This window comes from Aeromonas piscicola, from assembly GCF_000820005.1.
Classification (GTDB): domain Bacteria; phylum Pseudomonadota; class Gammaproteobacteria; order Enterobacterales; family Aeromonadaceae; genus Aeromonas; species Aeromonas piscicola.
The window spans coordinates 49,412-73,139 of record NZ_CDBL01000081.1 but is presented as its reverse complement, the minus strand read 5'-3'; the positions used below and the strand labels follow the sequence as shown (position 1 = coordinate 73,139).

33 protein-coding genes, 1 tRNA gene and 1 pseudogene are annotated in these 23,728 nt (G+C 57.1%); 6 read left to right on the top strand and 29 right to left on the bottom strand.

What is annotated here, in order from left to right:
• Nucleotides 1–271: 271 nt before the first annotated feature.
• The gene (gene glk / locus BN1128_RS22355; protein ID WP_042872987.1) at nt 272–1,240 is read right to left on the bottom strand and encodes a glucokinase; all 969 of its coding nucleotides are present in this window, start codon (nt 1,238–1,240) and stop codon (nt 272–274) included.
• A 349-nt stretch (nt 1,241–1,589) separates the two neighbouring features.
• Between glk and BN1128_RS22350 the strand changes: the two genes are divergently transcribed.
• Nucleotides 1,590–2,444, top strand: coding sequence for a MurR/RpiR family transcriptional regulator (locus BN1128_RS22350; protein WP_165576240.1), 855 nt, complete (start codon nt 1,590–1,592; stop codon nt 2,442–2,444).
• Between the two features lie 162 nt (nt 2,445–2,606).
• Complete coding sequence (gene pyk / locus BN1128_RS22345) at nt 2,607–4,046, top strand: pyruvate kinase (protein ID WP_042872982.1); 1,440 nt, start codon at nt 2,607–2,609, stop codon at nt 4,044–4,046.
• A 65-nt stretch (nt 4,047–4,111) separates the two neighbouring features.
• On the opposite strand, the pseudogene BN1128_RS25705 reads toward pyk, so the two are convergent.
• From BN1128_RS25705 to psrA, 3 genes and pseudogenes are all read right to left on the bottom strand, one after another.
• Nucleotides 4,112–4,252: pseudogene (locus BN1128_RS25705) on the bottom strand (efflux RND transporter periplasmic adaptor subunit); the annotation flags it as partial.
• Between the two features lie 437 nt (nt 4,253–4,689).
• The gene (locus tag BN1128_RS22335; protein WP_042872978.1) at nt 4,690–7,014 is read right to left on the bottom strand and encodes an acyl-CoA dehydrogenase; all 2,325 of its coding nucleotides are present in this window, start codon (nt 7,012–7,014) and stop codon (nt 4,690–4,692) included.
• A 55-nt stretch (nt 7,015–7,069) separates the two neighbouring features.
• Nucleotides 7,070–7,723: a TetR family transcriptional repressor PsrA gene (psrA, locus tag BN1128_RS22330; RefSeq protein ID WP_042038599.1), complete on the bottom strand. Its 654-nt coding sequence runs from the start codon at nt 7,721–7,723 to the stop codon at nt 7,070–7,072.
• 471 nt (nt 7,724–8,194) lie between these two features.
• Here psrA and BN1128_RS22325 point away from each other — a divergent pair, with 471 nt between their 5' ends.
• Both BN1128_RS22325 and BN1128_RS22320 read left to right on the top strand, forming a co-directional pair.
• Nucleotides 8,195–8,935, top strand: a complete 741-nt coding sequence (locus BN1128_RS22325; RefSeq protein ID WP_042872976.1) for a phosphatase — start codon at nt 8,195–8,197, stop codon at nt 8,933–8,935.
• 85 nt (nt 8,936–9,020) lie between these two features.
• Nucleotides 9,021–9,096: transfer RNA gene (locus BN1128_RS22320), tRNA-Thr, on the top strand.
• A 15-nt stretch (nt 9,097–9,111) separates the two neighbouring features.
• Here the strand turns inward: BN1128_RS22320 and BN1128_RS22315 are convergent.
• The 25 genes from BN1128_RS22315 to BN1128_RS22210 form a co-directional block, all read right to left on the bottom strand.
• Nucleotides 9,112–10,269 (bottom strand): tyrosine-type recombinase/integrase, encoded by a 1,158-nt coding sequence (locus BN1128_RS22315; RefSeq protein WP_420864948.1) that lies wholly within the window; start codon nt 10,267–10,269, stop codon nt 9,112–9,114.
• Nucleotides 10,152–10,484, bottom strand: a complete 333-nt coding sequence (locus tag BN1128_RS26615) for a helix-turn-helix domain-containing protein (RefSeq protein WP_420864946.1) — start codon at nt 10,482–10,484, stop codon at nt 10,152–10,154. The genes BN1128_RS22315 and BN1128_RS26615 overlap by 118 nt, the downstream gene beginning before the upstream one ends.
• The gene (locus BN1128_RS22310) at nt 10,484–10,738 is read right to left on the bottom strand and encodes a hypothetical protein (RefSeq protein WP_042872972.1); all 255 of its coding nucleotides are present in this window, start codon (nt 10,736–10,738) and stop codon (nt 10,484–10,486) included. Before BN1128_RS22310 ends, BN1128_RS26615 begins: the two co-directional genes overlap by 1 nt.
• 2 nt (nt 10,739–10,740) lie before the next feature.
• Nucleotides 10,741–11,160, bottom strand: a complete 420-nt coding sequence (locus tag BN1128_RS22305; protein WP_042872970.1) for a phage protein NinX family protein — start codon at nt 11,158–11,160, stop codon at nt 10,741–10,743.
• 110 nt (nt 11,161–11,270) lie between these two features.
• Nucleotides 11,271–12,029 carry a hypothetical protein gene (locus tag BN1128_RS22300; RefSeq protein ID WP_042872967.1) on the bottom strand — a complete coding sequence of 253 codons (759 nt, stop codon included), beginning with the start codon at nt 12,027–12,029 and terminating at the stop codon, nt 11,271–11,273.
• Between the two features lie 84 nt (nt 12,030–12,113).
• A complete protein-coding gene (locus BN1128_RS22295; protein WP_042872966.1) occupies nt 12,114–12,419 on the bottom strand; it encodes a DUF4406 domain-containing protein in 306 nt (101 codons plus the stop codon).
• A gap of 287 nt (nt 12,420–12,706) precedes the next feature.
• Nucleotides 12,707–13,489: a hypothetical protein gene (locus BN1128_RS22285; RefSeq protein ID WP_042872961.1), complete on the bottom strand. Its 783-nt coding sequence runs from the start codon at nt 13,487–13,489 to the stop codon at nt 12,707–12,709.
• Nucleotides 13,486–13,902, bottom strand: coding sequence for a hypothetical protein (locus BN1128_RS22280; protein ID WP_042872960.1), 417 nt, complete (start codon nt 13,900–13,902; stop codon nt 13,486–13,488). Before BN1128_RS22280 ends, BN1128_RS22285 begins: the two co-directional genes overlap by 4 nt.
• On the bottom strand, nt 13,899–14,450 hold the full coding sequence (locus BN1128_RS22275; protein WP_042872958.1) for a hypothetical protein: 552 nt from the start codon (nt 14,448–14,450) through the stop codon (nt 13,899–13,901). Before BN1128_RS22275 ends, BN1128_RS22280 begins: the two co-directional genes overlap by 4 nt.
• The gene (locus tag BN1128_RS22270; RefSeq protein WP_042872956.1) at nt 14,447–14,962 is read right to left on the bottom strand and encodes a hypothetical protein; all 516 of its coding nucleotides are present in this window, start codon (nt 14,960–14,962) and stop codon (nt 14,447–14,449) included. The genes BN1128_RS22275 and BN1128_RS22270 overlap by 4 nt, the downstream gene beginning before the upstream one ends.
• On the bottom strand, nt 14,959–15,870 hold the full coding sequence (rdgC, locus tag BN1128_RS22265) for a recombination-associated protein RdgC (protein ID WP_042872954.1): 912 nt from the start codon (nt 15,868–15,870) through the stop codon (nt 14,959–14,961). The genes BN1128_RS22270 and rdgC overlap by 4 nt, the downstream gene beginning before the upstream one ends.
• A gap of 97 nt (nt 15,871–15,967) precedes the next feature.
• Nucleotides 15,968–16,552: an MT-A70 family methyltransferase gene (locus tag BN1128_RS22260; protein ID WP_042872952.1), complete on the bottom strand. Its 585-nt coding sequence runs from the start codon at nt 16,550–16,552 to the stop codon at nt 15,968–15,970.
• Between the two features lie 160 nt (nt 16,553–16,712).
• Complete coding sequence (locus BN1128_RS25975; protein WP_167335826.1) at nt 16,713–16,859, bottom strand: hypothetical protein; 147 nt, start codon at nt 16,857–16,859, stop codon at nt 16,713–16,715.
• A gap of 128 nt (nt 16,860–16,987) precedes the next feature.
• Complete coding sequence (locus tag BN1128_RS22255) at nt 16,988–17,728, bottom strand: hypothetical protein (protein WP_042872950.1); 741 nt, start codon at nt 17,726–17,728, stop codon at nt 16,988–16,990.
• A gap of 62 nt (nt 17,729–17,790) precedes the next feature.
• The gene (locus BN1128_RS22250; RefSeq protein WP_052445550.1) at nt 17,791–18,804 is read right to left on the bottom strand and encodes a recombinase RecT; all 1,014 of its coding nucleotides are present in this window, start codon (nt 18,802–18,804) and stop codon (nt 17,791–17,793) included.
• Nucleotides 18,801–19,643, bottom strand: a complete 843-nt coding sequence (locus tag BN1128_RS22245) for a PD-(D/E)XK nuclease-like domain-containing protein (RefSeq protein ID WP_042872946.1) — start codon at nt 19,641–19,643, stop codon at nt 18,801–18,803. Before BN1128_RS22245 ends, BN1128_RS22250 begins: the two co-directional genes overlap by 4 nt.
• Complete coding sequence (locus BN1128_RS22240; RefSeq protein ID WP_042872943.1) at nt 19,640–19,939, bottom strand: hypothetical protein; 300 nt, start codon at nt 19,937–19,939, stop codon at nt 19,640–19,642. The genes BN1128_RS22245 and BN1128_RS22240 overlap by 4 nt, the downstream gene beginning before the upstream one ends.
• Entirely contained in the window at nt 19,936–20,301 is a 366-nt protein-coding gene (locus BN1128_RS22235) for a hypothetical protein (protein WP_042872941.1), read from the bottom strand. The genes BN1128_RS22240 and BN1128_RS22235 overlap by 4 nt, the downstream gene beginning before the upstream one ends.
• 9 nt (nt 20,302–20,310) lie before the next feature.
• Nucleotides 20,311–20,556, bottom strand: a complete 246-nt coding sequence (locus tag BN1128_RS22230) for a hypothetical protein (RefSeq protein WP_156140631.1) — start codon at nt 20,554–20,556, stop codon at nt 20,311–20,313.
• The gene (locus BN1128_RS26610; protein ID WP_156140629.1) at nt 20,553–20,687 is read right to left on the bottom strand and encodes a protease FtsH-inhibitory lysogeny factor CIII; all 135 of its coding nucleotides are present in this window, start codon (nt 20,685–20,687) and stop codon (nt 20,553–20,555) included. Before BN1128_RS26610 ends, BN1128_RS22230 begins: the two co-directional genes overlap by 4 nt.
• A gap of 52 nt (nt 20,688–20,739) precedes the next feature.
• Nucleotides 20,740–20,940, bottom strand: a complete 201-nt coding sequence (locus BN1128_RS22225; protein WP_042872938.1) for a hypothetical protein — start codon at nt 20,938–20,940, stop codon at nt 20,740–20,742.
• A gap of 4 nt (nt 20,941–20,944) precedes the next feature.
• Complete coding sequence (locus BN1128_RS26645) at nt 20,945–21,169, bottom strand: transcriptional antitermination N peptide (RefSeq protein ID WP_042872998.1); 225 nt, start codon at nt 21,167–21,169, stop codon at nt 20,945–20,947.
• A 10-nt stretch (nt 21,170–21,179) separates the two neighbouring features.
• Complete coding sequence (locus tag BN1128_RS25695; protein ID WP_156140627.1) at nt 21,180–21,377, bottom strand: hypothetical protein; 198 nt, start codon at nt 21,375–21,377, stop codon at nt 21,180–21,182.
• Nucleotides 21,378–21,889: 512 nt separating this feature from the next.
• Nucleotides 21,890–22,147, bottom strand: a complete 258-nt coding sequence (locus BN1128_RS22215) for a hypothetical protein (protein WP_042872936.1) — start codon at nt 22,145–22,147, stop codon at nt 21,890–21,892.
• 104 nt (nt 22,148–22,251) lie between these two features.
• Nucleotides 22,252–22,806, bottom strand: a complete 555-nt coding sequence (locus BN1128_RS22210; protein ID WP_052445548.1) for a LexA family protein — start codon at nt 22,804–22,806, stop codon at nt 22,252–22,254.
• Between the two features lie 219 nt (nt 22,807–23,025).
• Between BN1128_RS22210 and BN1128_RS22205 the strand changes: the two genes are divergently transcribed.
• Nucleotides 23,026–23,256 carry a hypothetical protein gene (locus tag BN1128_RS22205; RefSeq protein ID WP_042872934.1) on the top strand — a complete coding sequence of 77 codons (231 nt, stop codon included), beginning with the start codon at nt 23,026–23,028 and terminating at the stop codon, nt 23,254–23,256.
• A 114-nt stretch (nt 23,257–23,370) separates the two neighbouring features.
• A complete protein-coding gene (locus BN1128_RS22200; protein ID WP_042872931.1) occupies nt 23,371–23,658 on the top strand; it encodes a CII family transcriptional regulator in 288 nt (95 codons plus the stop codon).
• Nucleotides 23,659–23,728: the final 70 nt, after the last annotated feature.

Sequence of the window (23,728 nt, the reverse complement as noted above, 5' to 3'; positions counted from 1 at the left end):
AGCCGACACAGCCCCGATCCCGCGAGATCACATGACACATGGGGAAGCGACAATCTGGAAGCAGGAAGGAGATCAGAAGATAAAAAAAACCGGCCACAAGGGCCGGTGAAACAGTTCAGGCTTGTCAGGTGACAAACGCACCCAGCGGATGAAGACAAGTCCCAATTCCTTATGGGGCCCTGGCCTCTTGAGCACGTGTTGTCACTCTATCCCATGGTCACTGAATCAAGGCTGAACCATGGGATGATTGGCATGCCGCCCCTGTTTCGGCCTACAGCTTGATGCCCAGCGACTGGCGCAGATAGGCACCGGCACCGAGCAGACCCGGCCCCTCGTGGGTGATGAGAAAGACGGGAATATCCTTCAGATAGGACTTGAAACGCCCCTTGTCTTCGAACGCCACCCGAAAGCCCGAGCCGATGAAGAACTCCAGGAAACGCGGCACTATTCCGCCTGCGATATAGACGCCGCCGAAGGTGCCCAGGTTGAGCGCCAGGTTGCCGGCAAAGCGCCCCATCAGCACGCAGAACAGGCTCAAGGTGCGACGGCAATCCAGGCATTCGCCCGCCAGCGCCCGCTCTGTGATGTCTTTGGGGGCGAGGGCTTCTGGCTCGCGGCCATCGGACTTCACCAGACCGCGATAGATGTTGACCAGACCGGGCCCGGAGAGCAGCCGCTCGGCCGAGACATGACCCAGCTCGGCGCGCATCACCTGCAGCACCGCATCCTCTTCTTCGCTGTTGGCGGCAAAATCCACGTGACCACCCTCGCCCGGCAGGCTCAGCCACTGCTCACCCGCCTGTACCAGGTGGGCCACACCCAGGCCTGTGCCTGCGCCATAGATGGCGATGGGTTTGCCGGCCACGGGCGCACCGCCCCCCAGCTGGAGACGATCGGTATCCGCCAGCACGGGCACCGCCATGGAGACCGCAGTAAAGTCGTTGATCACCTGCAAGCGGGTCAGGCCCAGATTGGCCTGCATCTCGCTGATGGAGAACTCCCAGCTGTGGTTGGTCATGGCGACCCAGTCGCCCTTGATGGGGCAGGCGATGGCGATACAGGCCTGGCTCACCTGCACCTGATGCTCATCCAGATAGAGGCGCACCACGGCCTCGAGACTGGGGTGGGCCAGCCCGGAATAGGTCTTGGCCCGGGAAATGGTGCCGGTCGCCAGCTCGCACAGGGCCAGCCGCGCATTGGTGCCGCCTACGTCGCCGACCAGCGCATGGGTATGCTGCATAAAACAACTCCTTCGTTACTTGGGTCGGGGCGGCCCTTACCGTCCCGCAATTATTATTTGGCAACAATTCTACCCGAGCCCCTCCCCCCGCTGTGCGTTTGATGGATGCAAGTGTGCGCCCGCTCACAGTGTTGTTGCTTTGCAACATTTGTAAGCGCTTTCACGGGATGGGTGGAAGTTTGTAACCAAAAATACGAAATAATTAGACATGAGTCATACTTTGCAGGGCCGAGATTAGTTTCGATAAGAGCTTGTCTTGTATAGTCATCAAGTTGATTGGAAACCTGCTTAGCCGTGAATTTAGTGCAAAGACACTGAAGCTAAATTACAAAAATGCCTGGTGGTGATGATGAATACCCTTGATAAAATTACTAATAATTTGGAAAGTTTCAGTAAATCAGAGCGTAAAGTTGCCGAGGTCATTCTGGCCTCCCCGCAGACGGCCATTCACTCCAGTATCGCCACCCTCGCCAAGATGGCTGACGTCAGTGAACCGACCGTCAACCGTTTCTGCCGCCGTCTCGATACCAAAGGCTTTCCCGACTTCAAACTGCATCTGGCCCAGAGCCTGGCCAACGGCACCCCTTATGTGAACCGCCACGTGGAAGCGGACGACGGGCCGGATACCTATACCGCCAAGATCTTCGAATCCACCATGGCCTGTCTGGATGCCGCCAAGAACAGCCTGGATATCTCCGCCATCAATCGCTGCGTCGATATCCTGACCCAGTCCAAGAAGATCAGCTTCTTTGGTCTGGGCGCCTCCTCCGCCGTCGCCCGCGACGCCCAGAACAAGTTCTTCCGCTTCAACATCCCGGTGGTGAGCTTCGATGACATCGTCATGATGCGCATGAGCTGCATCAACAGCAGCGAAGGGGACGTGGTGGTGCTTATCTCCCACACAGGCCGCACCAAGGCGCTGGTGGAGATCGCCGCGCTGGCCCGCGAGAACGACGCCACCGTCATCGGCATGACCGCCAAGGATTCCCCGCTGGCCCGCGAATGCAACCTGGTGCTCTCCATGGATGTGCCGGAAGATACCGATGTCTACATGCCGATGGCGTCACGCATCGCCCAGCTGGCCCTGGTAGACGTGCTGGCAACCGGTTTTACCCTGCGCCGTGGCATGAAATTTCGCGAAAACCTGAAGAAAGTCAAAGAAGGTTTGCGCGAATCCCGCTTTGATACCCCCCACTCTTCCTGACGAGCGGGGGCCCTGGCCCCCGGCTGTCTATGCCACCCTCCTTGGTGTAGTATTGTAATTTAGTAACAAAAGCCACCCAGATGGCTTGCAAGCGGGTGCAATGGGCCATGCGCTTGACGGGGCAGTATTTCAAGTCATATCAACTTCAAACTGGAGTCTTTCATGCCAAGACGTACAAAGATTGTAACCACACTCGGTCCGGCCACCGATCGCGAGGGGATCCTCGAGGGAATCATCCGTGCCGGCGCCGACATGGTGCGGATGAACTTCTCCCACGGCACCGCTGAAGACCATATCCTGCGCGCCAACCAGGTGCGCGACATCGCCGCCAGACTCGGCCGTCACGTCGCCATCATGGGTGACCTGCAGGGCCCCAAGATCCGCGTTTCCACCTTCAAGGATGGCAAGGTCTATCTGGCCATCGGCGACAAGTTCATTCTCGATGCGGCGCTCGGCAAGGGCGAAGGCTGTCAGGAACAGGTCGGCATCGACTACAAGAGCCTGCCCGATGACGTGATCGCCGGCGATATTCTGCTGCTGGACGATGGTCGCGTGCAGCTGAAAGTGGAACAGGTCGAAGGCACCCGCATTCATACCACAGTGACAGTCGCGGGCCCCCTCTCCAACAACAAGGGCATCAACAAGAAAGGTGGCGGTCTCTCCGCCCCGGCCCTGACCGAGAAGGACAAGGAAGACATCAAGACAGCCGCCCTGATGAACGTGGACTACCTGGCAGTCTCCTTCCCCCGCTGTGGCGATGACCTGCGCTACGCCCGCGAACTGGCCCGCGAGGCCGGCTCCAACGCCAAGATAGTGGCCAAGGTCGAGCGCGCCGAAACCGTCGCCACCGACGAGGCGATGGAAGACATCATCCTCGGCTCCGATGCCGTCATGGTGGCCCGTGGCGATCTGGGCGTCGAGATCGGCGATCCCGAGCTGGTTGGCGTGCAGAAGAAGCTCATTCGTCACTCCCGTCGTCTGAACCGCGTAGTCATCACCGCGACCCAGATGATGGAGTCCATGATCAACGCCCCGCTGCCGACCCGCGCCGAAGTGATGGACGTGGCCAACGCCGTGCTGGATGGTACCGATGCCGTGATGCTCTCCGCCGAGACCGCCGCCGGCCAGTTCCCCATCGAGACAGTCACCTCCATGGCCAGCGTCTGCGTGGGCGCCGAAAAGCATCCGAGCCTGAACGTCTCCAACCACCGCATGAGCTACACCTTCACCTCGGTAGAAGAGGCGGTCGCCATGTCGACCATGTACGCAGCCAACCACCTGGAAGGGGTCAAGGCGATCGTGGCACTGACCGAATCCGGCACCACCCCGCTGCTGATGTCCCGCATCAGCTCCGGCCTGCCGATCTTCGCCATGTCACCGCACAACAAGACCCTGGCCTGGACCAACCTCTACCGTGGCGTCACGCCAGTGCTGTTCGACGGCGACGAGACCAAGCCGGTCTACGAAGTGTGCCGCGAGGCGCTGGATGTGCTCAAAGCCAAGGGGCTGGTGCAAAGTGGCGACATGGTGTTGCTGACCCATGGCGACAAGATGGAAACCGTCGGCAGTACCAACACCTGCAAGGTAATGATGGTCGAGTAATCGACCAGCTGGCTGCAACAAAAACGGCTCCCGCGGGAGCCGTTTTTTATGGTGAAACAGCGGTGTCAACAGCGAAACAGTTCGACCTTGTCACCATGGCGCAAGCTGCCGGCACCGCGCACCACCACCCTGTCCCCCAGCTTGAGCGCCCCGCTCACCGCTACCTGCTGGCTGTCGCCAAACAGCACAGTCACCGGCACCTGCTTCATTGTCAGCGCCTTGCCGGCTGGAAGATCGGGAGCGCACTGGCGGTATCGCCATTCTGGATGTGCAATACCGGGTTCCCCTCTCCCGTCAGCCTGATCTTGGCAACATACCGCTGGTAGACCCGCGCCAATCCACCGAGATGTTGAGGATCGGGCTGTCTATACCGGAAAACTGCTGGATGGGCTGCCCCCGGATACTGAACAGGCAATCCACACGATCGAGACAGCCCTCCTGGTGGGCCCTGGATCGCCGTTTTGGCGAGATTCATTCACGCTTCCTGAGTTGTTGTGATCGGCCATTCCATTGGCCTTGCCTCCTGCCCCAAGGGGGGGGGCGATTGCATTGCGCCGGCCTTCATCACGGTTATAACTGCATGGTAAACAAACAAAAAAACCGGCCATCTCGGCCGGTTTCAGGTTCAGTCTGCGAAGCTATTTCAGGCAGCGTGCACCACAGGAGCCTGCTGGGACAAACCTTCCAGCTCGCCAGGAGCGAAGTTGTCGACCTGGATCGCCTCGTAGCGCAGAGCATCGGCGGCCAGCAGCTTGTCGGCCTCATCCTTGCTCAGGATGGATTGGGACAGGGCAGCCGCGACCAGCTCGGGCAGGGCCATCTTGCGGGGAAGCTTGCCCTCTTTCTGGGCCTGCACCAGCTTTTTCTCAATGGGCTGTACCGCCACCATGGCCAGGAAGGCGCGATCCATCAGACCGACCGGATCCGCGTCATCCTTGCCCACGTAGCACAGCGCAGTCAGACGGTCGCGAAACTCGCCCGGCGTCATCATGGCCAGACAGATGGCGTGGCAGCGATCGTCCGCCGGCATCTGGTAACCCACGCCGAACGGGAACACCACACGCTTGAGCACAGCACCCACCACCTTGTTCGGGAAGTTCTGGAAGAAGCCCTCGAACGCCTTGCCGATCAGATAGAGGTTACGCTCCACCGCGTACTGCACGAACGGCAGATCGGAGACCATACGGCCCTGATCCTCGTAGTGTTTGAGGGTGGCGGAGGCCAGATAGAGGTGGCTCAGCACGTCGCCCAGACGGGCAGAGATCATCTCCTTGCGCTTGAGATCGCCACCCAGCATCAGCATGGAGACGTCGGCACACAGCGCCAGCCCTTTACTCATGCGAGAGAGCTGCTTGTAGTAACGGGCGGTCTCGCCCCCTACGGGGGCGCCGTTGAACTGACCCAGGGTCAGCCCCTGGAACAGGGCGCCGAAGAAGTTGCCGGTACCGAAGGCGATATGCTTCAGCAGCAGGGCATCAAACTTCTCGAGACCGCGCTCCACGTCGGTGTCGGCGGCTGCTTCCAGCTCGGCAAACACGTACGGGTGGCAGCGGGTGGCCCCTTGCCCGAAGATCATCAGGTTACGGGTCAGGATGTTGGCCCCTTCCACCGTGATGGCGACCGGAATGCCCATGTAGGCGTAGCCGGTGTAGTTCTTCGGACCCAGCTGAATGGCGCGACCGGCGTGGATATCCATGGAGTCATCCATGATCTGGCGCGCCATTTCGGTCATGTGGTACTTGGAAATCGCGGTGACGATGGCCGGTGCCTGACCCAAGTCCAAGGAGCCGGCGGTCATGCGACGGGCCCCTTCCAGCTGATAGGTGAGGCCGCCGATGCGAGCCAGCGCCTCTTGCACCCCTTCAAACTTGCCGATGGACATGCCGAACTGCTTGCGCACGTAGGAGTAAGCACCCACGGTGCGGCTCGCCATGTGACCACAGGCGGTGCCAAGGGCTGGCAACGAGATGCCGCGACCGGCGGAGAGGCATTCGACCAGCATGCGCCAGCCGCGACCGGCGTAATCCGGGCCGCCGATGATCCAGTCGAGCGGAATGAACACATCCTTGCCGAAGGTCGGGCCGTTCAGGAACGCCAGACCCATGGGGTAGTGGCGATCGCCCACGCGCACGCCCGGGTGGCTGGTGGGGATGAGCGCGCAGGTGATGCCCAGCTCTTCCTTGTCACCCAGCAGTTTTTCAGGGTCATAGAGTTTGAACGCCAGTCCCAGCACGGTGGCGCGGGGCGCCAGGGTGATGTAGCGCTTGTTCCAGTTGAGGCGAATGCCCAACACCTCTTCACCCTTGTGCATCCCCTTGCAGACGATCCCCTTGTCAGGAATAGCGCCTGCATCTGAGCCCGCTTCCGGCCCGGTCAGGGCGAAGCAGGGCACCTCTTTGCCGTTGGCCAGCCCCGGCAGCCAGAAATCTTTCTGGGCCTGGGTGCCGTAGTGCATCAGCAGCTCGCCCGGGCCAAGGGAGTTCGGCACCATGACGGTCACCGCTACGCTCAGGCTCTTGGTGGCGATGCGGGTGACTATGGTGGAGTTGGCAATCGCCGAGAATTCACGGCCGCCGTAGGATTTCGGGATGATCAGGGAGAAGAAGCCTTCCTTCTTCAGATAGTCCCACACCGGCTCCGGCAGGTCTTTGGTTTCGTTGACGATCTTGAAGTCATCAACCATGGCGAGCAGGGTTTCGACTTGATTGTCGATAAAGGCCTGCTCTTCGGCGCTCAGTTCGGCCTTGCCGTAACCGTGCAGTTTTTTCCAGTCGGGGTTGCCGCGAAACAACTCGCCATCCCACCAGACGGAGCCGGCTTCCATGGCCTCCCGCTCGGTAGCTGACAAGGGCGGCAGTATCTTTTTGAAAATGCCAAACACAGGACGGGTTACCACCTTTTTACGGATGGAGGGCACGCCGAGCACAACGGCTATCGCCAGCACCAGCAGGACAAGCAATGTGATCATACCGAAGTTCCTTCTATTTCACTGTTTCCGTTGATTTGTTGTTGGTTGTTGGTTGTTACACGGCCAGGGAGAGCCTGGTCGACTCCACGGGCGCCCCGACTCCGGACGCCAGATAAGGAATAACGTTGCGCACCAGCCCTTCCACATCGAGCTGCTGGCCAAAGTCGGCCAGGGCGATGTCGCGTAGCGCATCGGCGGAGGCCATGGTGAACACGACTGTGCCCAGGGTGAAGTGCAGGCGCCAGAAGAGATCCGCCGGCGACAGGGCCGGATTGGCCTTGGAGATCGCCTGGGTGATCCGCATCAGAATGGGGCCGTAGTGGGCGGTGATAAAGCGGCGCAGGTGGCCCTGGCTGTCGATATAGCCGCGTCCCAGCAGCTGCATGAAGATGGCCGGGCCGTTGGCGCGCACCGCCGAGAGTTTCATCAGCGGTTCGACAAAGCTTTCAAACAGTTGCAACAGGGTCAGCTGCTCCTGCTCCATCAGGGTATTCAGACGCGCATCCAGCTCAGGCATGAACAGGCTCAGGTAGCGATCGAGCACCGCCTGGATCAGCTCCTTCTTGGAACCGAAGTGGTAGTTGACCGACGCCAGATTGACATCGGCCTCGCTGGTGATCAGACGCAAAGAGGTATCTGCGAACCCCCGTTCGGCAAACAACACCTCGGCGGCATCGAGAATACGATTTTTGGTATCGATTTTACTCACAGGACACCTCACTTAAACGAATGTTTAAAAAGTACGTTTCACAACCTTTTATGTCAAGAGAATGTGAACAGGTGTTAGTGGAATGTTTTTGCTAAAAATGGGGAACAAGGTGGGAACTTAGCTGACAAACAACACTCTATATCTATGCCACTGCAATTAAACATTAAGTCTCGCCCAACCTGCTCCATGCTAGTTGGGCATTTTTTTGCCCTGTTGGTGTTGGTGCTGATGCTGATACGCGAGCAAAAAAAACCGTCGCTGGGAGCGACGGCGGGGAAAAGAGGTTGCACCATCCTGATCCAACCCATCGATGCGAGTTCAGGCTTTCATCGATTCATCCATCATGGCGGCCAAGCGTGTTCAAACTTTGTCAACGCCCCCGCAATTTGTGACAAAGTATGACAAGCCACAACATGGTCTCGACCCGCCGCCTTTGCTATGCTGGCGCCTCACGCCAGAAGGGGAGAGAAGATGAAGTATACGGTCGATACCCACACCCATACCGTCGCCAGCACCCACGCTTACAGCACCATTCACGACTATTTGCCCATCGCCAGAGCCAAGGGGATCAAGCTGTTCGCCACCACGGATCACGGCCCCGACATGGCCGATGCCCCTCACTTCTGGCACTTCGTCAATCTGCATGTGCTGCCGCGGGTGATCGACGGGGTCGGCATACTGCGTGGCATCGAAGCCAACATCAAGAACATTGATGGCGAGATCGACTTCCCCGAACGTTACGAATCGCGGCTCGACATGATAATGGCGGGCTTCCATGAGCCCGTATTCCCCCCCTGCGATCAGGCAACCCATACCCAAGCCATGATCAACGCCATCAGGAGCGGTCGGGTCGACATGATAAGCCACCCAGGCAACCCCGCCTTCCCCATCGACATCCAGGCCGTGGTCAAGGCCGCCGCGGAATACCGAGTGGCGCTGGAGCTCAACAACTCCTCCTTCAGCCATTCCCGTCCGGGTAGCGAGAGCAACTGCCGCGCCATCGTCGAAGCCGCGCGAGATCTGGGGGCCTATCTCACCTTCGGCTCCGACTCCCACGTGGCGTTCAGCCTGGGGGATTTCGAGCACTGTCATCGGCTGGTGACCGAGGCAAACTTCCCCGAGGACAGGATCCTGGCGCGCTCTCCCCGCGCCCTGCTCGATTTTCTCGAGAGCCGCGGCCGCGCCCATATCCCGGAGTTCGCCGATCTCTGATCTCGACGCTAACTCCATGAGCCTATTCATAAAAAGAAGAAGGACTCATTGACTTGATCCACTGTTTTCGGGAATCTAGTGTCACGCCGGTATAGCTCAGTTGGTAGAGCAGCGCATTCGTAATGCGTTTGTCAGGAGTTCGATTCCCCTTACCGGCACCATTTAATATCAATAACTTAGGCGATTTTCACCACCGTGTGATTTTCTCCTTGTGTCGTTTTTGTGTCGTGAATGTCCAAAAGCAGGTCGATTTTGCGGGCATGCTCGGTGAGGTGGTTCGGTGCGAGGTGTGCATACCTCCGGACCATCTCTATGCATTCCCACCCGCCCATCTCCTGCAAGGCGGATAGAGGCACTCCCGACTGGATCAACCAACTGGCCCAGGTATGCCGGAGGTCGTGAAAGCGGAAGTCCTCTATCCCAGCCTTTTTCAACCCAGCCGCCCAGGATCGGTTGTCATCGACCCGCATCTTGCGAACCGCTTCCGTCTTTGTGCCATCAGGCCTGTTCCCTGGCTTTGTGTGAACGAACACCCATCTTGAGTGCCTACCTATCTGATCGCGCAACACACGGCACGACGTGTCGTTGAGCGCCACCCCTATCGCTTTACCTCCCTTCGCGTTTTCTGGATTGATCCAGGCCACCTTTCTCTGCATGTCAACCTGTGACCATTCCAGATCCAATATGTTGGACCGGCGCAGGCCGGTTGATAATGCGAACACCACCACCGGCCTGAACGTCTCAGGCATGCACTCGACCAGCCTGGCCGCCTCCTCTCTTGTCAGCCACCGGATCCGCTTATTGGCTACCGGCTTGGTCTTGATTGATGGCGCCACCTCCAGCCAATGCCATTCGCTCACCGCGATCCTGAAAAGCGATCGCATGAAAGCAAGGTACTTGTTTTTGGTGCCTTGGCTGACAGGCTCAGGCTTGAACTTGGGCGGCTGGCCGCCCTTTCTCTTGGCTGCTTCAACCTTGCTCTCCCACACCTGCTGCAACTTGCGGTTGGACATCTTGGCCACGGCGGCATAAACCTCATCCGCCGTGATGGTGCCAATGCCTCTACCAGAGAAGTGCTGAAGGAAGAACTCGATCTTGGTCTTGTCGTCGTCGATGGCGCGTTTATGGCCCTTCTCGTTTAACCACCGAATGCAGCACTCTTCGAATGTGCGCACCGGCTTTTCATTGAGGGAATCTACTCGCCAGGCTTCAGCCTTCAGCCTGTCGTGCAGCTCTTGCGCTTGCCGTTTGTCCTCCGTCCCAAGAGAGCGCCTAACTCTCTTGCCTGACGGGGTAAAGAAATGACAGTGCCAGATCCCGTTTCGCTGGATGATTGACATTTAGTGTCCCCATTTCGATCACCCGCGCTCGCGGGCTCAGTTTGTCCTCCACCTTCGATGTATGCAAGCAGGGCGGCCGTGGTGGTGCGGAACCCTCTCCCCGCCTTTCTGCCGGCTATCTTCCCTGTGGCGATGAGCCTAGCCGCCACTCGTGGCGACACCTGCAGCATCTCGGCGGCGGTGGCCGTGTCGATTATCCTGTTTTCCATCACGCCTCCCACTCTGGCAGCTTGTCGAACTGGTCTTGAGTGAGCATCACGGTTTCCACCTGATATGGATCATCCAGGTTCTCACATACCCCGTCCCGCTCATCTGCTGGCACGATAAAACTGGCGTTATTGAACCTGACGCAGGCGAACTCCAATTGCTTGAAGTCCTCACACTTCGGTGCGTGAATACTTGGCGGGAAGCGTCCATCATGCGTTTCGGACAGGTCGCGCGCCATTGTTTGGCAGTTGCACATGTTCAAACCTCCCCAGCCAGCTCAGCCGGCACCTGCACCACGTCGCCCAGCTTCGCGGCTACAATGGCGCGACAGAGGGCGATTAGTGCGGTTTCCCCGCGAGAGCCATCAATTTCTCGGCCAGGCACATATGCGTAGGGAAGGCCATCTGGCACTCCAGGCTCAATGCCCACGTCGTACTTGTCTCTCAGCGGGCCGCCCAGCTCCCAGTTAGTGGACGGGCTATAACCTAGCTTGCTTGCAGATCCGATCTTCAGCATCGGGCCGGATATCGAATCCCCCCACACCCAGAATCCGCCATTTTCCGTGCGGCCAAATCCCATTGGGTCATGCTTCACTGGCATCGCCTCTACGTTAGCCACCGCCCAATCCAACGCCGGTCCAACCAGCTCGGCAGTTTTCACCTCTACCATATTGCTCATACACCCTCCTGCTTGCGGTAGCCTGCGTCATAGAGGTCTTCACAAAGGCGACGCTGCAGACCACGATTTATCACTGCCATAACACTGCCCATCATCTCTTCGATCGCCTTCTAGCGCTCGGTGCGGATTGGGCGGAAGTGCTTCGGGTCATCGCAATTGGCGCCACATTTCTCATCGCTACACCAGACGATGGCAAAACCATCTCTGTGAGCAATAACCTCAACTTCCAACCAATCCATATCAGGTTCTGATATGGCCTCACACTGCGTCCCCACTGGCGGCAGCTCCCCGCGCTCGAACCAGTGAGCGTCCAGGTACTTCTGCCCGCCACACACAGCAGCGTCACGCTTAGTGAGCTCGGTGTCGCAGAGCTGGTGCAGATCGGCGAGATCTTCGGCGGTAAAGTTGTCTGGACTCGTTGTGAGTAGCCTGAGCAGCTTTTCTGCTGGGCCAATATGCATCATGGCACTACGCACGAAGCGCTTGAAGATGTCTCGTTCAGGGTTCAACTTCTTGGCTCTAACCGAGTCAAACTCCCAGTAGATACGCTCTATCATGTCTTCGGTATTTTCAGTTCCCTCGGTCAGGCAGGCAGTGACGGATGACTCGGCTGCGGAAGCATTGCCTGTTCCGGCCACAGCTACAGGCTTGTCCATCGGCACGGTCTCGTTGGTCACTGTGACCGGCTTGTTCTGCAGCTCGGAGCGGCGGGCCAGGTACTCCTCCTTGGTGAACCAGCGACAGCCATCATCAACCTGCACATAGTGCTCTGCTGAGAGCGCCATGTTGCCTGATCTTGCGATTCCGGTGTCGCCGTCCAACCACTCCCCCCTAGTCTCGCGCACCAGCCATGTCAAATCGTCTTCCATATCATCCCCCGATAGCAGTTACCGCCACTATGACGGCCAAGATGTTGAGCGCCAGGATTGCGATCCCGGCTGCCTGTTGTTTGGTCATGCAGCGTCCCCATGTTGTATTGAGGTCAGGATCACCGGCTTGCCGAGCTTGATGGCCAGAGCGTGCTCTGCGGTGGCTCCAGCACTTCGCTCCCAGTGAGGAAGCATCACCAGCTGATCGGCCATCTTGACCATTTCGATGCAGATTGCCATGTACTCATGCTGCTCAAGGCCGTCCGGTAGGATTGCTGGGTTGAGTGCCACATGCCCCAGGCCAAGCAGGCGCTGCGCTTCCTGATTGAAAGCGTCGCGGTTGAAGTTGGGCAAGCCCTTCATTGGGCCTGCGATGTAGATTTTTGCCATGGTAAGTCCTTGAAATAAAAACCCCAGGCTGGCCGGGGCATAACTGATATGGCTGGGCTATTTCCGACCTGCGATAACTTGGTCGCAGTACCCGTCCGGAAGACCATCCACCTGGTAGCAGATGGGAATGTCCATTGGAACTCGCACCGGGTGGCGCACCTTTGGCTCATAGTGGCCACCAAACAAAACTGGCCCGAAGGCCAGCGTTAGGAGAATCACCCATGCGATTGGAGCGAGCAGGAACCACCATGGGCTGAAGTCCTGCTCGTAGTAGCGGTGGGTCATGATTAACCCTCCGGCTTGGGGGCGGCGGCGAGCATGGCGCTGAGGGAATCCTGAACGCAGTCTTCAAGGCTACACCCCGCTTTCTCCGCTTTACTAAAAGCAGAGACACCCACCTCTATCGGCCAGCTAAGTGTTGGAGTTACAACTTCAACTGGAACCATCCTCCAACCTTCCGGCACTTCGTATCTGATTGGCTCATGCCATTTCTGGATATCCCACCTCGGGGCGAAGGAAATCATGGCGCGCCATATGTCGCCCATCCACTCTACCTCACTCTGATGCGTCTTTACCTGGACAGCTGCCCCAGCCCATCGCATATCATAAGTAGGGTCTTCTGGCACGACATGCCAACCTTCCGGCACGCTTTCCATCAAATCCGCCCGCACATACTGAACCTCGCAGCCAACCACGGAGTCGGCGCACCAGCTCACCTCGCTGGTATCGCGCGGGAATGGTTCGCTGTGGTAGTGCTCCTGATCGCCGACCTGCAACCAGATGCGCTCCGGTGCGGTGCGGATGGTTTCGGTTACTGACACAGCATGCTCCGGCAGCTTGCCGGCCAGGGCGGCGTCGATGCGCTCGGCCAGATCACCTGGGAAGCACCATTCTCCCTCAATGCCGTCTCGCAGTTCCCGCAACAGGTCTGACAGCAACGTACAGCGATCGCCCATCCTTACGACTGTATCGGCCAGTCCGCTAATTTCGGAAAATGGGACAAAACACCCCTCCTGTCGTTCTTCCATGACCGGCCCTGTGGCGGTCAGCTCAAGGTCGTATCGCTTCACGATTGCTCTCCTTCCGCAAATTCGAGGGCTGCGGCCACTTCCGGCAGAACCTCGCCCCAGGTGGCGATATCGCCGTTCCTGTGCCAGCCGACCACGCCTTCGCTGTTGTTCATCACACCCATAACGCCATTCAGCGCCTCAAGTAGGGTGTTGATCTTTTGATCTGCCAGCAGCAGTTGGTTACCAAAAGCTGATGCCAGCCCATTTTTCTCCAAGTCGTCGGTGGAAAGCCCGATGCAGGCGTTCCAGCAGGCGATGATGCGGCGGGCGTTAGCTGCAGTGACGGACTCGGCGACCATGTGGCCGCCGTAGTAATCGAGCGCATCGCTGCCGCTCATTTCAGGTACAGGGTGATCTGCCACAACTGCGTGCCCCTTCCCAACTCGCAGCAGGCCCTTGGTGTATTCGCTCATGCTGCACCTTCCTTCTTCTCTTTCAGTTGTGCCAAAGCGAATCTGCATGCTTCGTCAGGAGTTGTGCCTTGCCCGCTTGCCAGCAGCACGCCTTCGCTCTCTTTTGACTTGGTGCGCAGCCACGCCATCCAGTCTGTGGTTCTGGTGCGGCTCAGCTCGACATAGAGGAACGGGTGGATGTCGATCAGTTGCTCTGCCACGCAGAGGAATTCTGCTGATGGCAAGTTGGTGGTGAACTCCTGCAAGGCGTTGTCAGCATCCGCCAGCCACGCCTTGATGGGATTCATGGAGTCAGCCTCTGCTACCTCTCCTGCCTGGGTGAGGTTGGTTGCCATACGCTGTACCAGCGAACGCAGAGCACGTATCCGTCCAGCCTGCGCTGTCAGAGTTAAAGCGGCCTGTTGAGCTACTGCGGTGATGGACTCTTCAGTCCAGCCTTCGAGACCACGCTCATCTTCCCAAAGCACATCAAAGGCATCGTTATCGATATCTCCAGCCTCTGTACTGGCAATGGTGTCGAGCAAATAGATGAGGTTGTCTAGCTTCATGCTGCCTTCTCCTGTCTCAGGTTCTGCTCAGCAGCGTTGAATTCGCTGCCCAGGATCTCGGTCATCATCGGGCCGACCTTGGCGCCGGTGCGCAGGTATATCGCGCCATCGTGGGCAAACATGGTGAAGCCGCCGCCAAACAGCAGCTCTCCCCAGTTCAGCCCCATGGACTTGTAAAGCGGATCCGCTTCCACTGACTCCGGAAACATTTCCCAGTAGCGATCCTGCAGTTCCTTTTGCTCCTTGGTCTTTCCCTTCACCTTCCCTCGGCGTGGGGATGACAGGTAGTTCTGGTCAGGCTTGGTCCAGAGCTCTTTATCTTCACGCTGGGAGTAGTTGTTCAGCACCAGGTGCGCGCACTTGAAGCGGGTTACATCGCTGCAGAATTTCGGCTTGCCATCAAACTCTTTGCCCAGCGCATTGGCTTTCTCGATCAGGGCATCCTTTGCAGCTTCAAAGGTGGCGTGGGCTGCCAGCACGCTGGCATCGGTGGTTTTGTAGAAACTGGTCATAGTGGTGCCTCCTCGCCGCCCAGGGCGGCAAACAGGGTCGGGATGAACTGGGACAGCTCGCCGGTCACCAGGGCAAAATCGGCGTCCATGCGGGCTGCCGGATCCTCGCTGGCGATGTCGTCGTTCTGCTCGCGCATGTCCTCGCTGAACTTCAGACGCTTGATGGAGAGGTCATCACCCAGCACGAAGCTGAGGCGCTCACCCCAGCAGAGGGCCAGCTTGGTGACCAGCTTGTCGTTGGCGAGGTGGTTTTTCACCTCATCGGTCATCAGATCCTGCTGCTTGAAGCGGGCGATCCCGCCGTGCTCCATGGCGCTGCGCAGCTCGGATTCATCCTCCAGAGTGAAGGCGGCCGGCAGGTTGCCCTCCTGCAGCCACTCGGTCATGGTGATCTCGGGCGGGTTCTTGAGTGCCACCGGAACCACCGGCAGGCTGCCGATGGACTCGCGCAGCAGGGCCAGCACGTCCTCAGCCTTCTTGGTGCTGGAGGCATCGACTATCAGCAGGCCGTCGGCCGGGTTGATCCATGCGTAGGTGTTGGCGGTGCGGCTGAACGCCCGGGGCAGCAGGGTGTGCAGCAGCTCCTCTTTCAGCGCCTCCTTCTCTTTCTTCTTGAGGGCTCGGCCCTGCTCGAATTCGATCGCTTCTACCTTTTCGGCCAGCTGTTCCTTGACCACCGCGCTGGGCAGCATCTTCTGCTCCTTGCGGGCGCAGATGAGGATGTGGCCGGCGGCGGCATGAGTCAGGGTGCTGCCGAATTTTCCGAGTGGGCGAGTCCAGCCGAAACGGGACATGCCCTGGCTGCCGCATGGGGTGAAGGCGAGGGATTCGAGCTGGCTTTCCAGCTGCTCAACGGTCAGATCAAACGGGCGGGTGAAACGGTAAACTTGAAGGTTTTTAAACCACATGGTGTCTATCCTCGTGAAGAATTGGCAGCACAAAGCCCCAGCGTGGCTGTCCACTGTTTCTTTGTGGTGAGAGATTGGTGTTAATTAGGTGGAGATATCAGGCGGCAGATTGTGCTGGCTGTGATGGTGCTTCGTTGCCCCAGTAGTCCCATCCGAGGGCCGCTTGGCGAGCAAAAAGCTCAATGCGCGGTACATCGCCGCACAGTTTTTCTATGGCTTCGCAGAACTCGTTCGGCTTCTCGCTATGGCGACCCACCTTGGCGCGAATTACCGAGCGCACAGCCTTGTCCACGACTAGGCTGCTAACCTTGCCCTTGATGCCAATCAGGGCGCACTCTGCACCAGCCCGCGTGGCCCACCCCATACCGAAGTGGGGCTTGTCCTTCGTGGTGCGCTTCTCCCACACAAATCCGGTCATGGTCATGGCTCGGAACCCCCAGGCTTGGCACAGGTCAATAGCCTCTTGTGGCATGCTGCCGACCCACCACATAATCAACATGCAGTTATCGTCTGCCAGCCTTGCCACAGGCAGAGCCTTCATGTCATCTATCGAGGTGACGCTGTACACCTGTGCGGCCCCGCTTTTCATCGAACCGCCCGACTTCTTCGACTTGAATTGCCACGCAGGGTCAGCGTAGATCACTCGGTACTTGCGGCTGGTGCTATGGATGTCGATGTTCATGCAACCCCCTTGGTGCCTTGTTCCTTAACTTCGGTAAAGGTTTTGCATCCGCAGTTAGGGCAGCAGAGAACGCGAGCCCATCCGCCACGAGAGGGCTTCTCAATAAGGTCTGAGCGGCCATGAACCTTTCGGCATCGCCTGCACTTGAGAATGTCTGCCATCAGCGCACCTCCTTGGGGTCGATGCCGAGTTGGTTGGCCAGCTGGCGGCGCTCTATCTCATCGCGTTTTTTCTGGCGTTGTTGGAGTTGCGGTTTTGCGTTGCGATCTTGAACCATGCCGCGGTGGTGGTAGAGCTTGTCTCTCATGCCGCCTCCTGGTGCTGTTCATGCTGAGTGTTCAGGGCAAGACTGATCGCCGCGCTGGGGTTCAGTTCGGTGGCCATTATTCGGGGTCCTATAAAGCGAAAGCCCAGCAAGAGCCGGGCTTTGGTCGGTTAGTCGTCGTAACTCTCGATAACGAGGTCGTAGTTGTGCGGGTATTCTCCCAGATCCAGGGTTACCTTGGCCTTCATGGCGTAGGCGGCCATCAGCTTGCGCTCAGCACCGTAGAATGGGCCAACGCACTTCTTGCGTTTAACGTCATCCTCATCGATTTTCATGGAGTAAATACGACCCTCTTTGTCGATGTCGATCTGGTATTCGCAGCGGTATCTGTCCATCCCCGCTTCTTTGCCGATGTGGATGTGACGATACCCACAGGAGGATTCTTCTATGATGAGCGTCATCTCCTCATCAACGTGATCACCCTCTCCGTATTGGGTGATTGATTTGCGAACGACATCGATCAGCCATGACAAGGTGATTTCTTCAGGCAGTTCGTTCATGATTTCCTTAATTTCCTTATCCAACACATCGGCCAGGCGCTGGTCATAGAACTCAGTCGCTGCCATGCGCAGGCGCTTGGTCACAAAGTCGTGATAGCAGGGGAAGTCGGCGATGCTGTCGATTTGCGGCATGATGGCCTTGGTCAGCGCATCTTTTACTGCTTTGCCCACATCGCCGTAGCTGCGCAGAACATATTGGGCGCAGTCGTCAATCAGCTTGTCGGCGTACTTTCCGATCGCCAGTTCCAGTGCGCCGCTTTGAATTTTCTGCTGCAGGACTGCTCCGAACATTGCTTGAACGGTGGTATTGCTGGGGTCGATAGTCGGGGTGAAATCGGTAGTGTCGGTCATGATTGTTCCTATTAGATTGAAAAAGCCCGCTGGTCGGCGGGCTGGTGGGGTTGAAGTGGTAGCTATTTACTGAGAAGGTCATTGCGGGCGTCGTATATCTCCTTGACGCCATTCATGATGCTTTCCACGCCGGTACTAGCTGCCCAGCGCCACGCTACCGCAAAAGCCTTCTTGAGTGATTCGATGGTATCAGCCCCCTCGATGGCGGCGCAGTGGTCGGCGTAGGCGTTGGAGTAGTCAACCGGATCGACAGCATCCATTTCCTGTTGCGGATCGGGCTGTGGTTCATCCTCAATCACCAGTTGCCGCTCACGCATGGCGTCGAGGGTTCGGTTTCCTGATGGCTGTGCCACCGGTTTTTCTTTCTGGCGTCCATAGTCAAACTCATCACCTGACTCGATAAGGTTCATCAGCTCAGATGCAGACGGTAGGCGACGAGCAAGGCGATGCAGGGCGCTCTTTACCGCCATCCTGTCGTACCACTGAGACCAAGGGCCGTAATCGCTATTGCCAGTCTTGCTTGCTGCTCTGACCCGCTCTACATCATCCTTGATCATCACTTCCACGATCAGCTCGCCGCTATTCAGCTTGGCAAACGCGAAGGCCAGTTTGAACTCTCCGCGATGGGTAAGATTTGGTCGATATTTGATGTGCTCGCCATTCTCATCCATCCAGTAGTCGAACTCGTCACCTTCAAAGACTGCCTTGGCAGCGATAACAGCAACCTGCCCGCTCTGCCTGGCTCGTTTTAAAACCCCATCCACCATCGGGATGTATTGGGCTTTTATGGATTGGGTTTTCTTTTCTGAGAAGGTGACTATGGCAGCCTCGCGACCATCAGGAAGCAGGCCATGGGTTGCGCAGCGGATCAGAGACTGAATTACAGATTTGCTGTCTGCCCTTGCCAGTTGGTCATTCTGAGACATGGCCGTGGCAGCAGCCCGAGCAAACATCTCGAATGTGACACCGGCCGGCAGTAAAGCCTCTATACCCTGACTTCGAAGTTGAGGGGAAATAACAGAGTAAAAGTGGCCTGAGCTTCCCTCTACAGGCAGGATTTCAACTTCGTTGCTCACGCTCGTCTCCTTGCCCATGCGGGCTGAATAAGTGGTTGCATGTCGTGCCAGTCGTTGTTGACCCGGCACTCGTGGAATTTGTGAAGGTCGCGGCGATAGAGCTCGTATCCCTCACTGCGCCACTCAGGCGACAGCGGGCGAACACGCACCGGGTAGCGGCCGCACTCAATGGATGAGCTGACAGCCAGGAATATGAAGTCCGGCATCTCGCCGTAAATCTCGCGGTAGCCATCGGAATACATGGCGTCTTGGACGTGGTAGCGGAACTCCTCTACGTGGCGCTCAAAGCGGGCCATGTCATCCACCTTCTTCACGTCGGCGAGGATGGGGAGGTTGGTGAGCATCTTGTCTGGCCGGCACCGGCAGAGCTCCTCTGTCTCTCTGTCAGTCCAGTAGAGCGACCCCTCGCAGATGCCGTCCTGCTCCAGCAGCCAGCGGGCGTCTGGGTGGGCGAACACGCTTTCGCGCATCAGCTGCAATTTGCGGTCGTCCTCGAATGAGATGATGGTCTTGCCCAGCTCGGCGCAGTTGGCCAAAAACTCCTTCTCTTCTTCCTTGCCGGCGTTGGTGCGGCGGTTGAATTCAGGGGCGATGATGAATCGATCCTTGAACTCTTCCGGCTCCAGCAGCAGGCAGTGCAGGGCGGTACCCATATCCAGCGGTTTGAGCTTTTCCTCATCAACCGGCGCGCTTTTGCGCCAGATGTAGGTGGCCCCGCTCTCCGCCACGTCATCCAGCTGGGATTTGCTGACGCCATCACCTGAGTGGTATTGCTCATTGGTGAGGCCCGGCACCAGACCATGAGGAACGGCCTGGCTGGTATCGACGGCGGCGTTCATGATGAACTTCCATTGAAAAATTTTGCAGCCAAATCAGCCCCTCTAACAAACTTCACTTGAGCTGGAACGTTCAGCCTTATGGTTGCCCACCCGAGCCCAGTAACAGCAGAGCCGTTGCTGCGAGTCATGCCATGCCAAACCTGCTGCTTACGAAACAGCGTGCTGACGGTGCTTGCTGATGCCATCAATCCCACAGTGCAATGGCCTCGCTTGGTGGCGTACCTCTTGGCCCCGCGCTCCGTTCGCATAACACGCATCACGCGCAGATCTCTCGTCATCACAGCGTATACGTTCATGCTGCGCTCCTGTGCTGGTATTGCTGCCATTGCTCGGCGCTCATGGCGTCGTGCAGAGCCGCCACATGGTCGTTCCAGGCGGCCTGGGCCAACTTGATCAGCCCAGCGTCAACCACCTGCTGGATGAACTGCTTCAGCGGCATATGGTCGCCGTCGTGCATCATCAGCAAGATGGCCTGATTGTATTGGCGGTGCTGGTCGCTACCGAGCTCACCCAGCAGGGTTGCTGGGTCAGTTTCAAGCATCCCGGCCAGCAGCAGCGGGCGGTTTGACTCGCACCACTCGGCGATCCATTCAGCCTCGGCGTTTGCCTCGGCTTCGCGGCTTTCGAGCAGGGCGAGAAGAACGTGCTCTCTGGTCATGTGACCCCCTCAAACAGAATGACTATGATTGCTGGCCATCAGGGACAGCATCAGCCGGTGACCTTGCGGAGCCTTGCCGAGAGCCTGATTGGACTTGGCGTGCTTTCTGGCCCAGCGCTGGCGGCGTAGCTGGTCACCCAGCTCAATGGCGCGCATTCGCATTTCATGGCGCCGGGCCGCGTTGCCGTTGAACTGGTCAGCGACACCCTGAATGAGGCGATCTGCGCTCATTGCTAACTTGGCGATTGTCTTCATACCGGAACCCCCACACTCAGGCTGTCAGAAAGGCGACGAGCGGCCCGCTTGAGCCACTCGATGGATTTGGATAACTGGGATTCTTCAAGGCAGCCAGCAACAGGCCACCCAGCAAAGCAGAGCTGTTGCATGGTGCTTTTCCTTTTCGTTGGGCACTAAAAAGGCGCCTTGGCGCCGTGGTGGTTAATCTTTTTGCTTTGGTTCTGGTAGCGGCATCCATTGCTCAACTTCGGTGCCGTTTGCCATGTAGTGATGGCCGTATTCGGGGCAAACCTCGACATAGTCGATGTGCCAGTCACAGCCATCCCAGACCAATATCTCCTCGCCAACTACCGCTATGTCTTCTGGCGAATCAACAATCTCAGGCCAGTCAGATTCAGCCATCCCATCACCTCGCAGTCACATTCACAGATTTACGATGACCCGCTTGATACAGCGCCACATCGGGCAAGCATATCGAGCCGGAGTGTTGCCTCCGAAGTGCCGGGCCGCCGATCGCGTTGGCTACGCGACTGGAGCAACCCAACTCCTCTTGCATTCCCGCCAGGCGCTCGCGCTGCTCGGCGTGGTATTGAGCTGACCGCTTGGCGCGGTACCGCTGTTTTGCGTTCATACCAACCCCCTCAAAGCCGATATGGCTTGGTGTGACCACATACTTCGCATTCCCACCATGCTCCGTCCCAAGTACCTTCATCACCTTCAAGGCTCATGGTCTTGAAGTGGCATTTAGGGGCTGACCGCTCAATCTCTTCAGCCATCTCGTCATAGCTTTCACATAAGCCATCCCACGCTTCTATTTCCTCTGGAGTTAACTCCTTCATATCCCCTCCCCTAGTAACAGACTTTGGTGGTGTGGCGTGCAGGGCCTATTTCAATCCCTGCCGCTCTCGGTGAGCTTCTAAGTCCAGGGCAAAGCCCCTTAGCTCCACTCATTCGCCACACCCCAAAGCCTGCTTGGCTTGGCCTACCCGCATCGGGTAGGAACCACATTGTTAAAGAGCGGGAGACCTTGGTGCGTCTCGATGCCGATAACTATACCCACGGGTAATTAATACAACAATACCTGTGGGTAAGTTTTTTGTATGTGGTGACGCATTGAGTTGTTTTTTAAGGGAATTTAGTTTTTGGGTGGCGAGGGGTTGTGGAACTTAAAAGCAGAAAACCCGCCGAAGCGGGTTAGACAGGGTAGTACAGAAAGAGGGAAGTAGTTATGATATTCTTTAATGTAAATCTTGAGCTAAATAGATATGACCAACAGGAATATCAGTGATCTTGCGCAGGAGATTTTTAAAATTAGATCACCAATTAACTTAAGGAGATAAAATGAAAGAATTTATTGCAAGAAACCTTTGCTGGCTCGTAATGCGATTAACTCACCGAACTCTTTTTGCAGAGTCGGGAGCGAAGACAGTAATTGCTCTGTTGCCTGCACGTCAAATCGGATCTGCCACTGAATCGTCCCGACAACGCCCGATTGAGGATGTAAGCATTCCAACAGTAACTCCCCTGTTTTTGGGTCGAAAAGCGTCCTGACCGGAGAATTAACCTCTATGGGAAAGGTCCTTAACTGCATCTCTTCACTATCACTCACGGGGTCTTCCTTATGTCATTATCAGATGTTTTAGCGACCGTGGCTCTGGTTATCGCCTGCGCCAACCTATGCGCCATCCTTTATGGAATTTGGCGCTTAAGAGATTAACCAAACGTCTCTTCTGGCCACTGCGACATGATAACCCTCCCAACAATGCGGCAATTGTCATCGCATGTTAGCAATGGGAACTGAGGGTTTAGCGGTTGCAGATAATTGGCACCACCATCACGAATTAGCCGTTTAAACGTGAATTCATTACCATGCATCATGGCAATGCAAAAATCCCCTACCCCTACATCCTGATCCGGGTCAACCAAGATCAACATCCCCTCTGGAAAGCTGGGCCTGATACCAGCCGGAGCCGTCATGGATGATCCTTCAACCTCAAGCCAGAAAGACCTCTCTCCTGCTTTTTTCGTCGTCGGTATCCACGCTTTGGCATCTTTTTCTGTGTACGAGTGTATGTCGGTAGTAAAGGAACCAGCCTGAACTGCTGCCAGAAGTGGGTACGTTTTTGACCCAACCACCTGGCTACAGCCATCGTCATGTTTGCTTAAGCCGTCCATCCAACCTCTAGACAGCCCAAATGAGGTTTCGATAAGTTCGACCATATCATCAGCTATTCGCTTGCGCCCAACCTTACCTTCCGGATAAAGCATCCGGCTCACATAGGAGGGCTCTCGGCTTATCCTCCTGGCAACATCAACGACCTTTCCGTTGCATTGCTCGTCCCGCAGCTTAAGCAACCGCAGTCTTCGTCTCTCGTATTTATCCATAGCCAAAGATTACCAATGCATACCAGCAGGTAAACAACCCACAGGTATTGACCGAATGCTTACCCACAGGTAAGCTTTGTGAGAATCAAACAGGAGATAGATATGAATGAACTGAGGAGTTATTTGAACTCGCTATCTCTGGATGAACAACGTGACTTCTCTTGCCGATGCGGAACCAGTGTCGGCTATCTCCGCAAGGCGATAAGCAAGAATCAGGTTTTGGGGGCGGCGCTATCAGTGCTCATTGAGACTCACAGCGCTGGAGTAGTAACCCGTCAACACCTTCATCCAGAGGACTGGTTGAGTATTTGGCCTGAACTCAAGGCCGCCTAACCGGCACCCCGCTCTTTTAAAACCTGGCCGCCAGCCTGATGCAGGAGGGCAACAAAACCGACAAGGCCCAGTGTGGCCTTACGTTCGATTTTTCAACGAAAAGGATTATTTCACATGAAACATGCAAGTTACAGCAAGCCCACCCAGCAGGACATAGACCGCGCTGAGACCAACATCCTGATCTCGCTGTCCCAACTCAGTGGCCGCAAGTTCGCAGAGTTGGCCGGGTGGCATGAATCCAAGGTATCCCGAATGAAATGGCGCGACATGGCCACGGCTTTCTGCGTCCTGAAGATGGCAGCAGAAGTCAGCCCGCTCGGGAACGCGATCAAAGAGGCGGCCCTGGCACTGACCGAGGCCAATAAAAAAGCCCCGGGGGCAACCGGGGCTTTCGAAGCATAGATAAGGAATATGACGAGGTGATTATGACAAAAGCATCAGGATCGCGCAATTCCCATTCACCATCAACGGC

Bases quoted from the DNA above. Each gene is read 5' to 3' on its own strand.
- BN1128_RS22255 (WP_042872950.1), bottom strand. From the start codon at position 17,728: ATGACCGACACTACCGATTTCACCCCGACTATCGACCCCAGCAATACC.
- BN1128_RS22240 (WP_042872943.1), bottom strand. From the start codon at position 19,939: ATGAACGTATACGCTGTGATGACGAGAGATCTGCGCGTGATGCGTGTT.
- BN1128_RS26610 (WP_156140629.1), bottom strand. From the start codon at position 20,687: ATGCAACAGCTCTGCTTTGCTGGGTGGCCTGTTGCTGGCTGCCTTGAA.
- BN1128_RS22310 (WP_042872972.1), bottom strand. From the start codon at position 10,738: ATGTGCAACTGCCAAACAATGGCGCGCGACCTGTCCGAAACGCATGAT.
- BN1128_RS22205 (WP_042872934.1), top strand. From the start codon at position 23,026: ATGAATGAACTGAGGAGTTATTTGAACTCGCTATCTCTGGATGAACAA.
- BN1128_RS22230 (WP_156140631.1), bottom strand. From the start codon at position 20,556: ATGAAGACAATCGCCAAGTTAGCAATGAGCGCAGATCGCCTCATTCAG.
- BN1128_RS25975 (WP_167335826.1), bottom strand. From the start codon at position 16,859: ATGAGAGACAAGCTCTACCACCACCGCGGCATGGTTCAAGATCGCAAC.
- BN1128_RS22270 (WP_042872956.1), bottom strand. From the start codon at position 14,962: ATGACCAGTTTCTACAAAACCACCGATGCCAGCGTGCTGGCAGCCCAC.
- BN1128_RS22245 (WP_042872946.1), bottom strand. From the start codon at position 19,643: ATGAACGCCGCCGTCGATACCAGCCAGGCCGTTCCTCATGGTCTGGTG.
- BN1128_RS22335 (WP_042872978.1), bottom strand. From the start codon at position 7,014: ATGATCACATTGCTTGTCCTGCTGGTGCTGGCGATAGCCGTTGTGCTC.
- BN1128_RS22325 (WP_042872976.1), top strand. From the start codon at position 8,195: ATGAAGTATACGGTCGATACCCACACCCATACCGTCGCCAGCACCCAC.
- BN1128_RS22300 (WP_042872967.1), bottom strand. From the start codon at position 12,029: ATGGAAGACGATTTGACATGGCTGGTGCGCGAGACTAGGGGGGAGTGG.
- BN1128_RS22200 (WP_042872931.1), top strand. From the start codon at position 23,371: ATGAAACATGCAAGTTACAGCAAGCCCACCCAGCAGGACATAGACCGC.
- BN1128_RS26645 (WP_042872998.1), bottom strand. From the start codon at position 21,169: ATGAACGCAAAACAGCGGTACCGCGCCAAGCGGTCAGCTCAATACCAC.
- BN1128_RS22305 (WP_042872970.1), bottom strand. From the start codon at position 11,160: ATGAGCAATATGGTAGAGGTGAAAACTGCCGAGCTGGTTGGACCGGCG.
- BN1128_RS22235 (WP_042872941.1), bottom strand. From the start codon at position 20,301: ATGACCAGAGAGCACGTTCTTCTCGCCCTGCTCGAAAGCCGCGAAGCC.
- BN1128_RS22280 (WP_042872960.1), bottom strand. From the start codon at position 13,902: ATGAGCGAATACACCAAGGGCCTGCTGCGAGTTGGGAAGGGGCACGCA.
- BN1128_RS22295 (WP_042872966.1), bottom strand. From the start codon at position 12,419: ATGGCAAAAATCTACATCGCAGGCCCAATGAAGGGCTTGCCCAACTTC.
- BN1128_RS26615 (WP_420864946.1), bottom strand. From the start codon at position 10,484: ATGGAAAACAGGATAATCGACACGGCCACCGCCGCCGAGATGCTGCAG.
- BN1128_RS22225 (WP_042872938.1), bottom strand. From the start codon at position 20,940: ATGGCTGAATCTGACTGGCCTGAGATTGTTGATTCGCCAGAAGACATA.
- glk (WP_042872987.1), bottom strand. From the start codon at position 1,240: ATGCAGCATACCCATGCGCTGGTCGGCGACGTAGGCGGCACCAATGCG.
- rdgC (WP_042872954.1), bottom strand. From the start codon at position 15,870: ATGTGGTTTAAAAACCTTCAAGTTTACCGTTTCACCCGCCCGTTTGAT.
- BN1128_RS25695 (WP_156140627.1), bottom strand. From the start codon at position 21,377: ATGAAGGAGTTAACTCCAGAGGAAATAGAAGCGTGGGATGGCTTATGT.
- BN1128_RS22260 (WP_042872952.1), bottom strand. From the start codon at position 16,552: ATGAACATCGACATCCATAGCACCAGCCGCAAGTACCGAGTGATCTAC.
- pyk (WP_042872982.1), top strand. From the start codon at position 2,607: ATGCCAAGACGTACAAAGATTGTAACCACACTCGGTCCGGCCACCGAT.
- BN1128_RS22210 (WP_052445548.1), bottom strand. From the start codon at position 22,806: ATGCTTTATCCGGAAGGTAAGGTTGGGCGCAAGCGAATAGCTGATGAT.
- BN1128_RS22275 (WP_042872958.1), bottom strand. From the start codon at position 14,450: ATGAAGCTAGACAACCTCATCTATTTGCTCGACACCATTGCCAGTACA.
- BN1128_RS22350 (WP_165576240.1), top strand. From the start codon at position 1,590: ATGAATACCCTTGATAAAATTACTAATAATTTGGAAAGTTTCAGTAAA.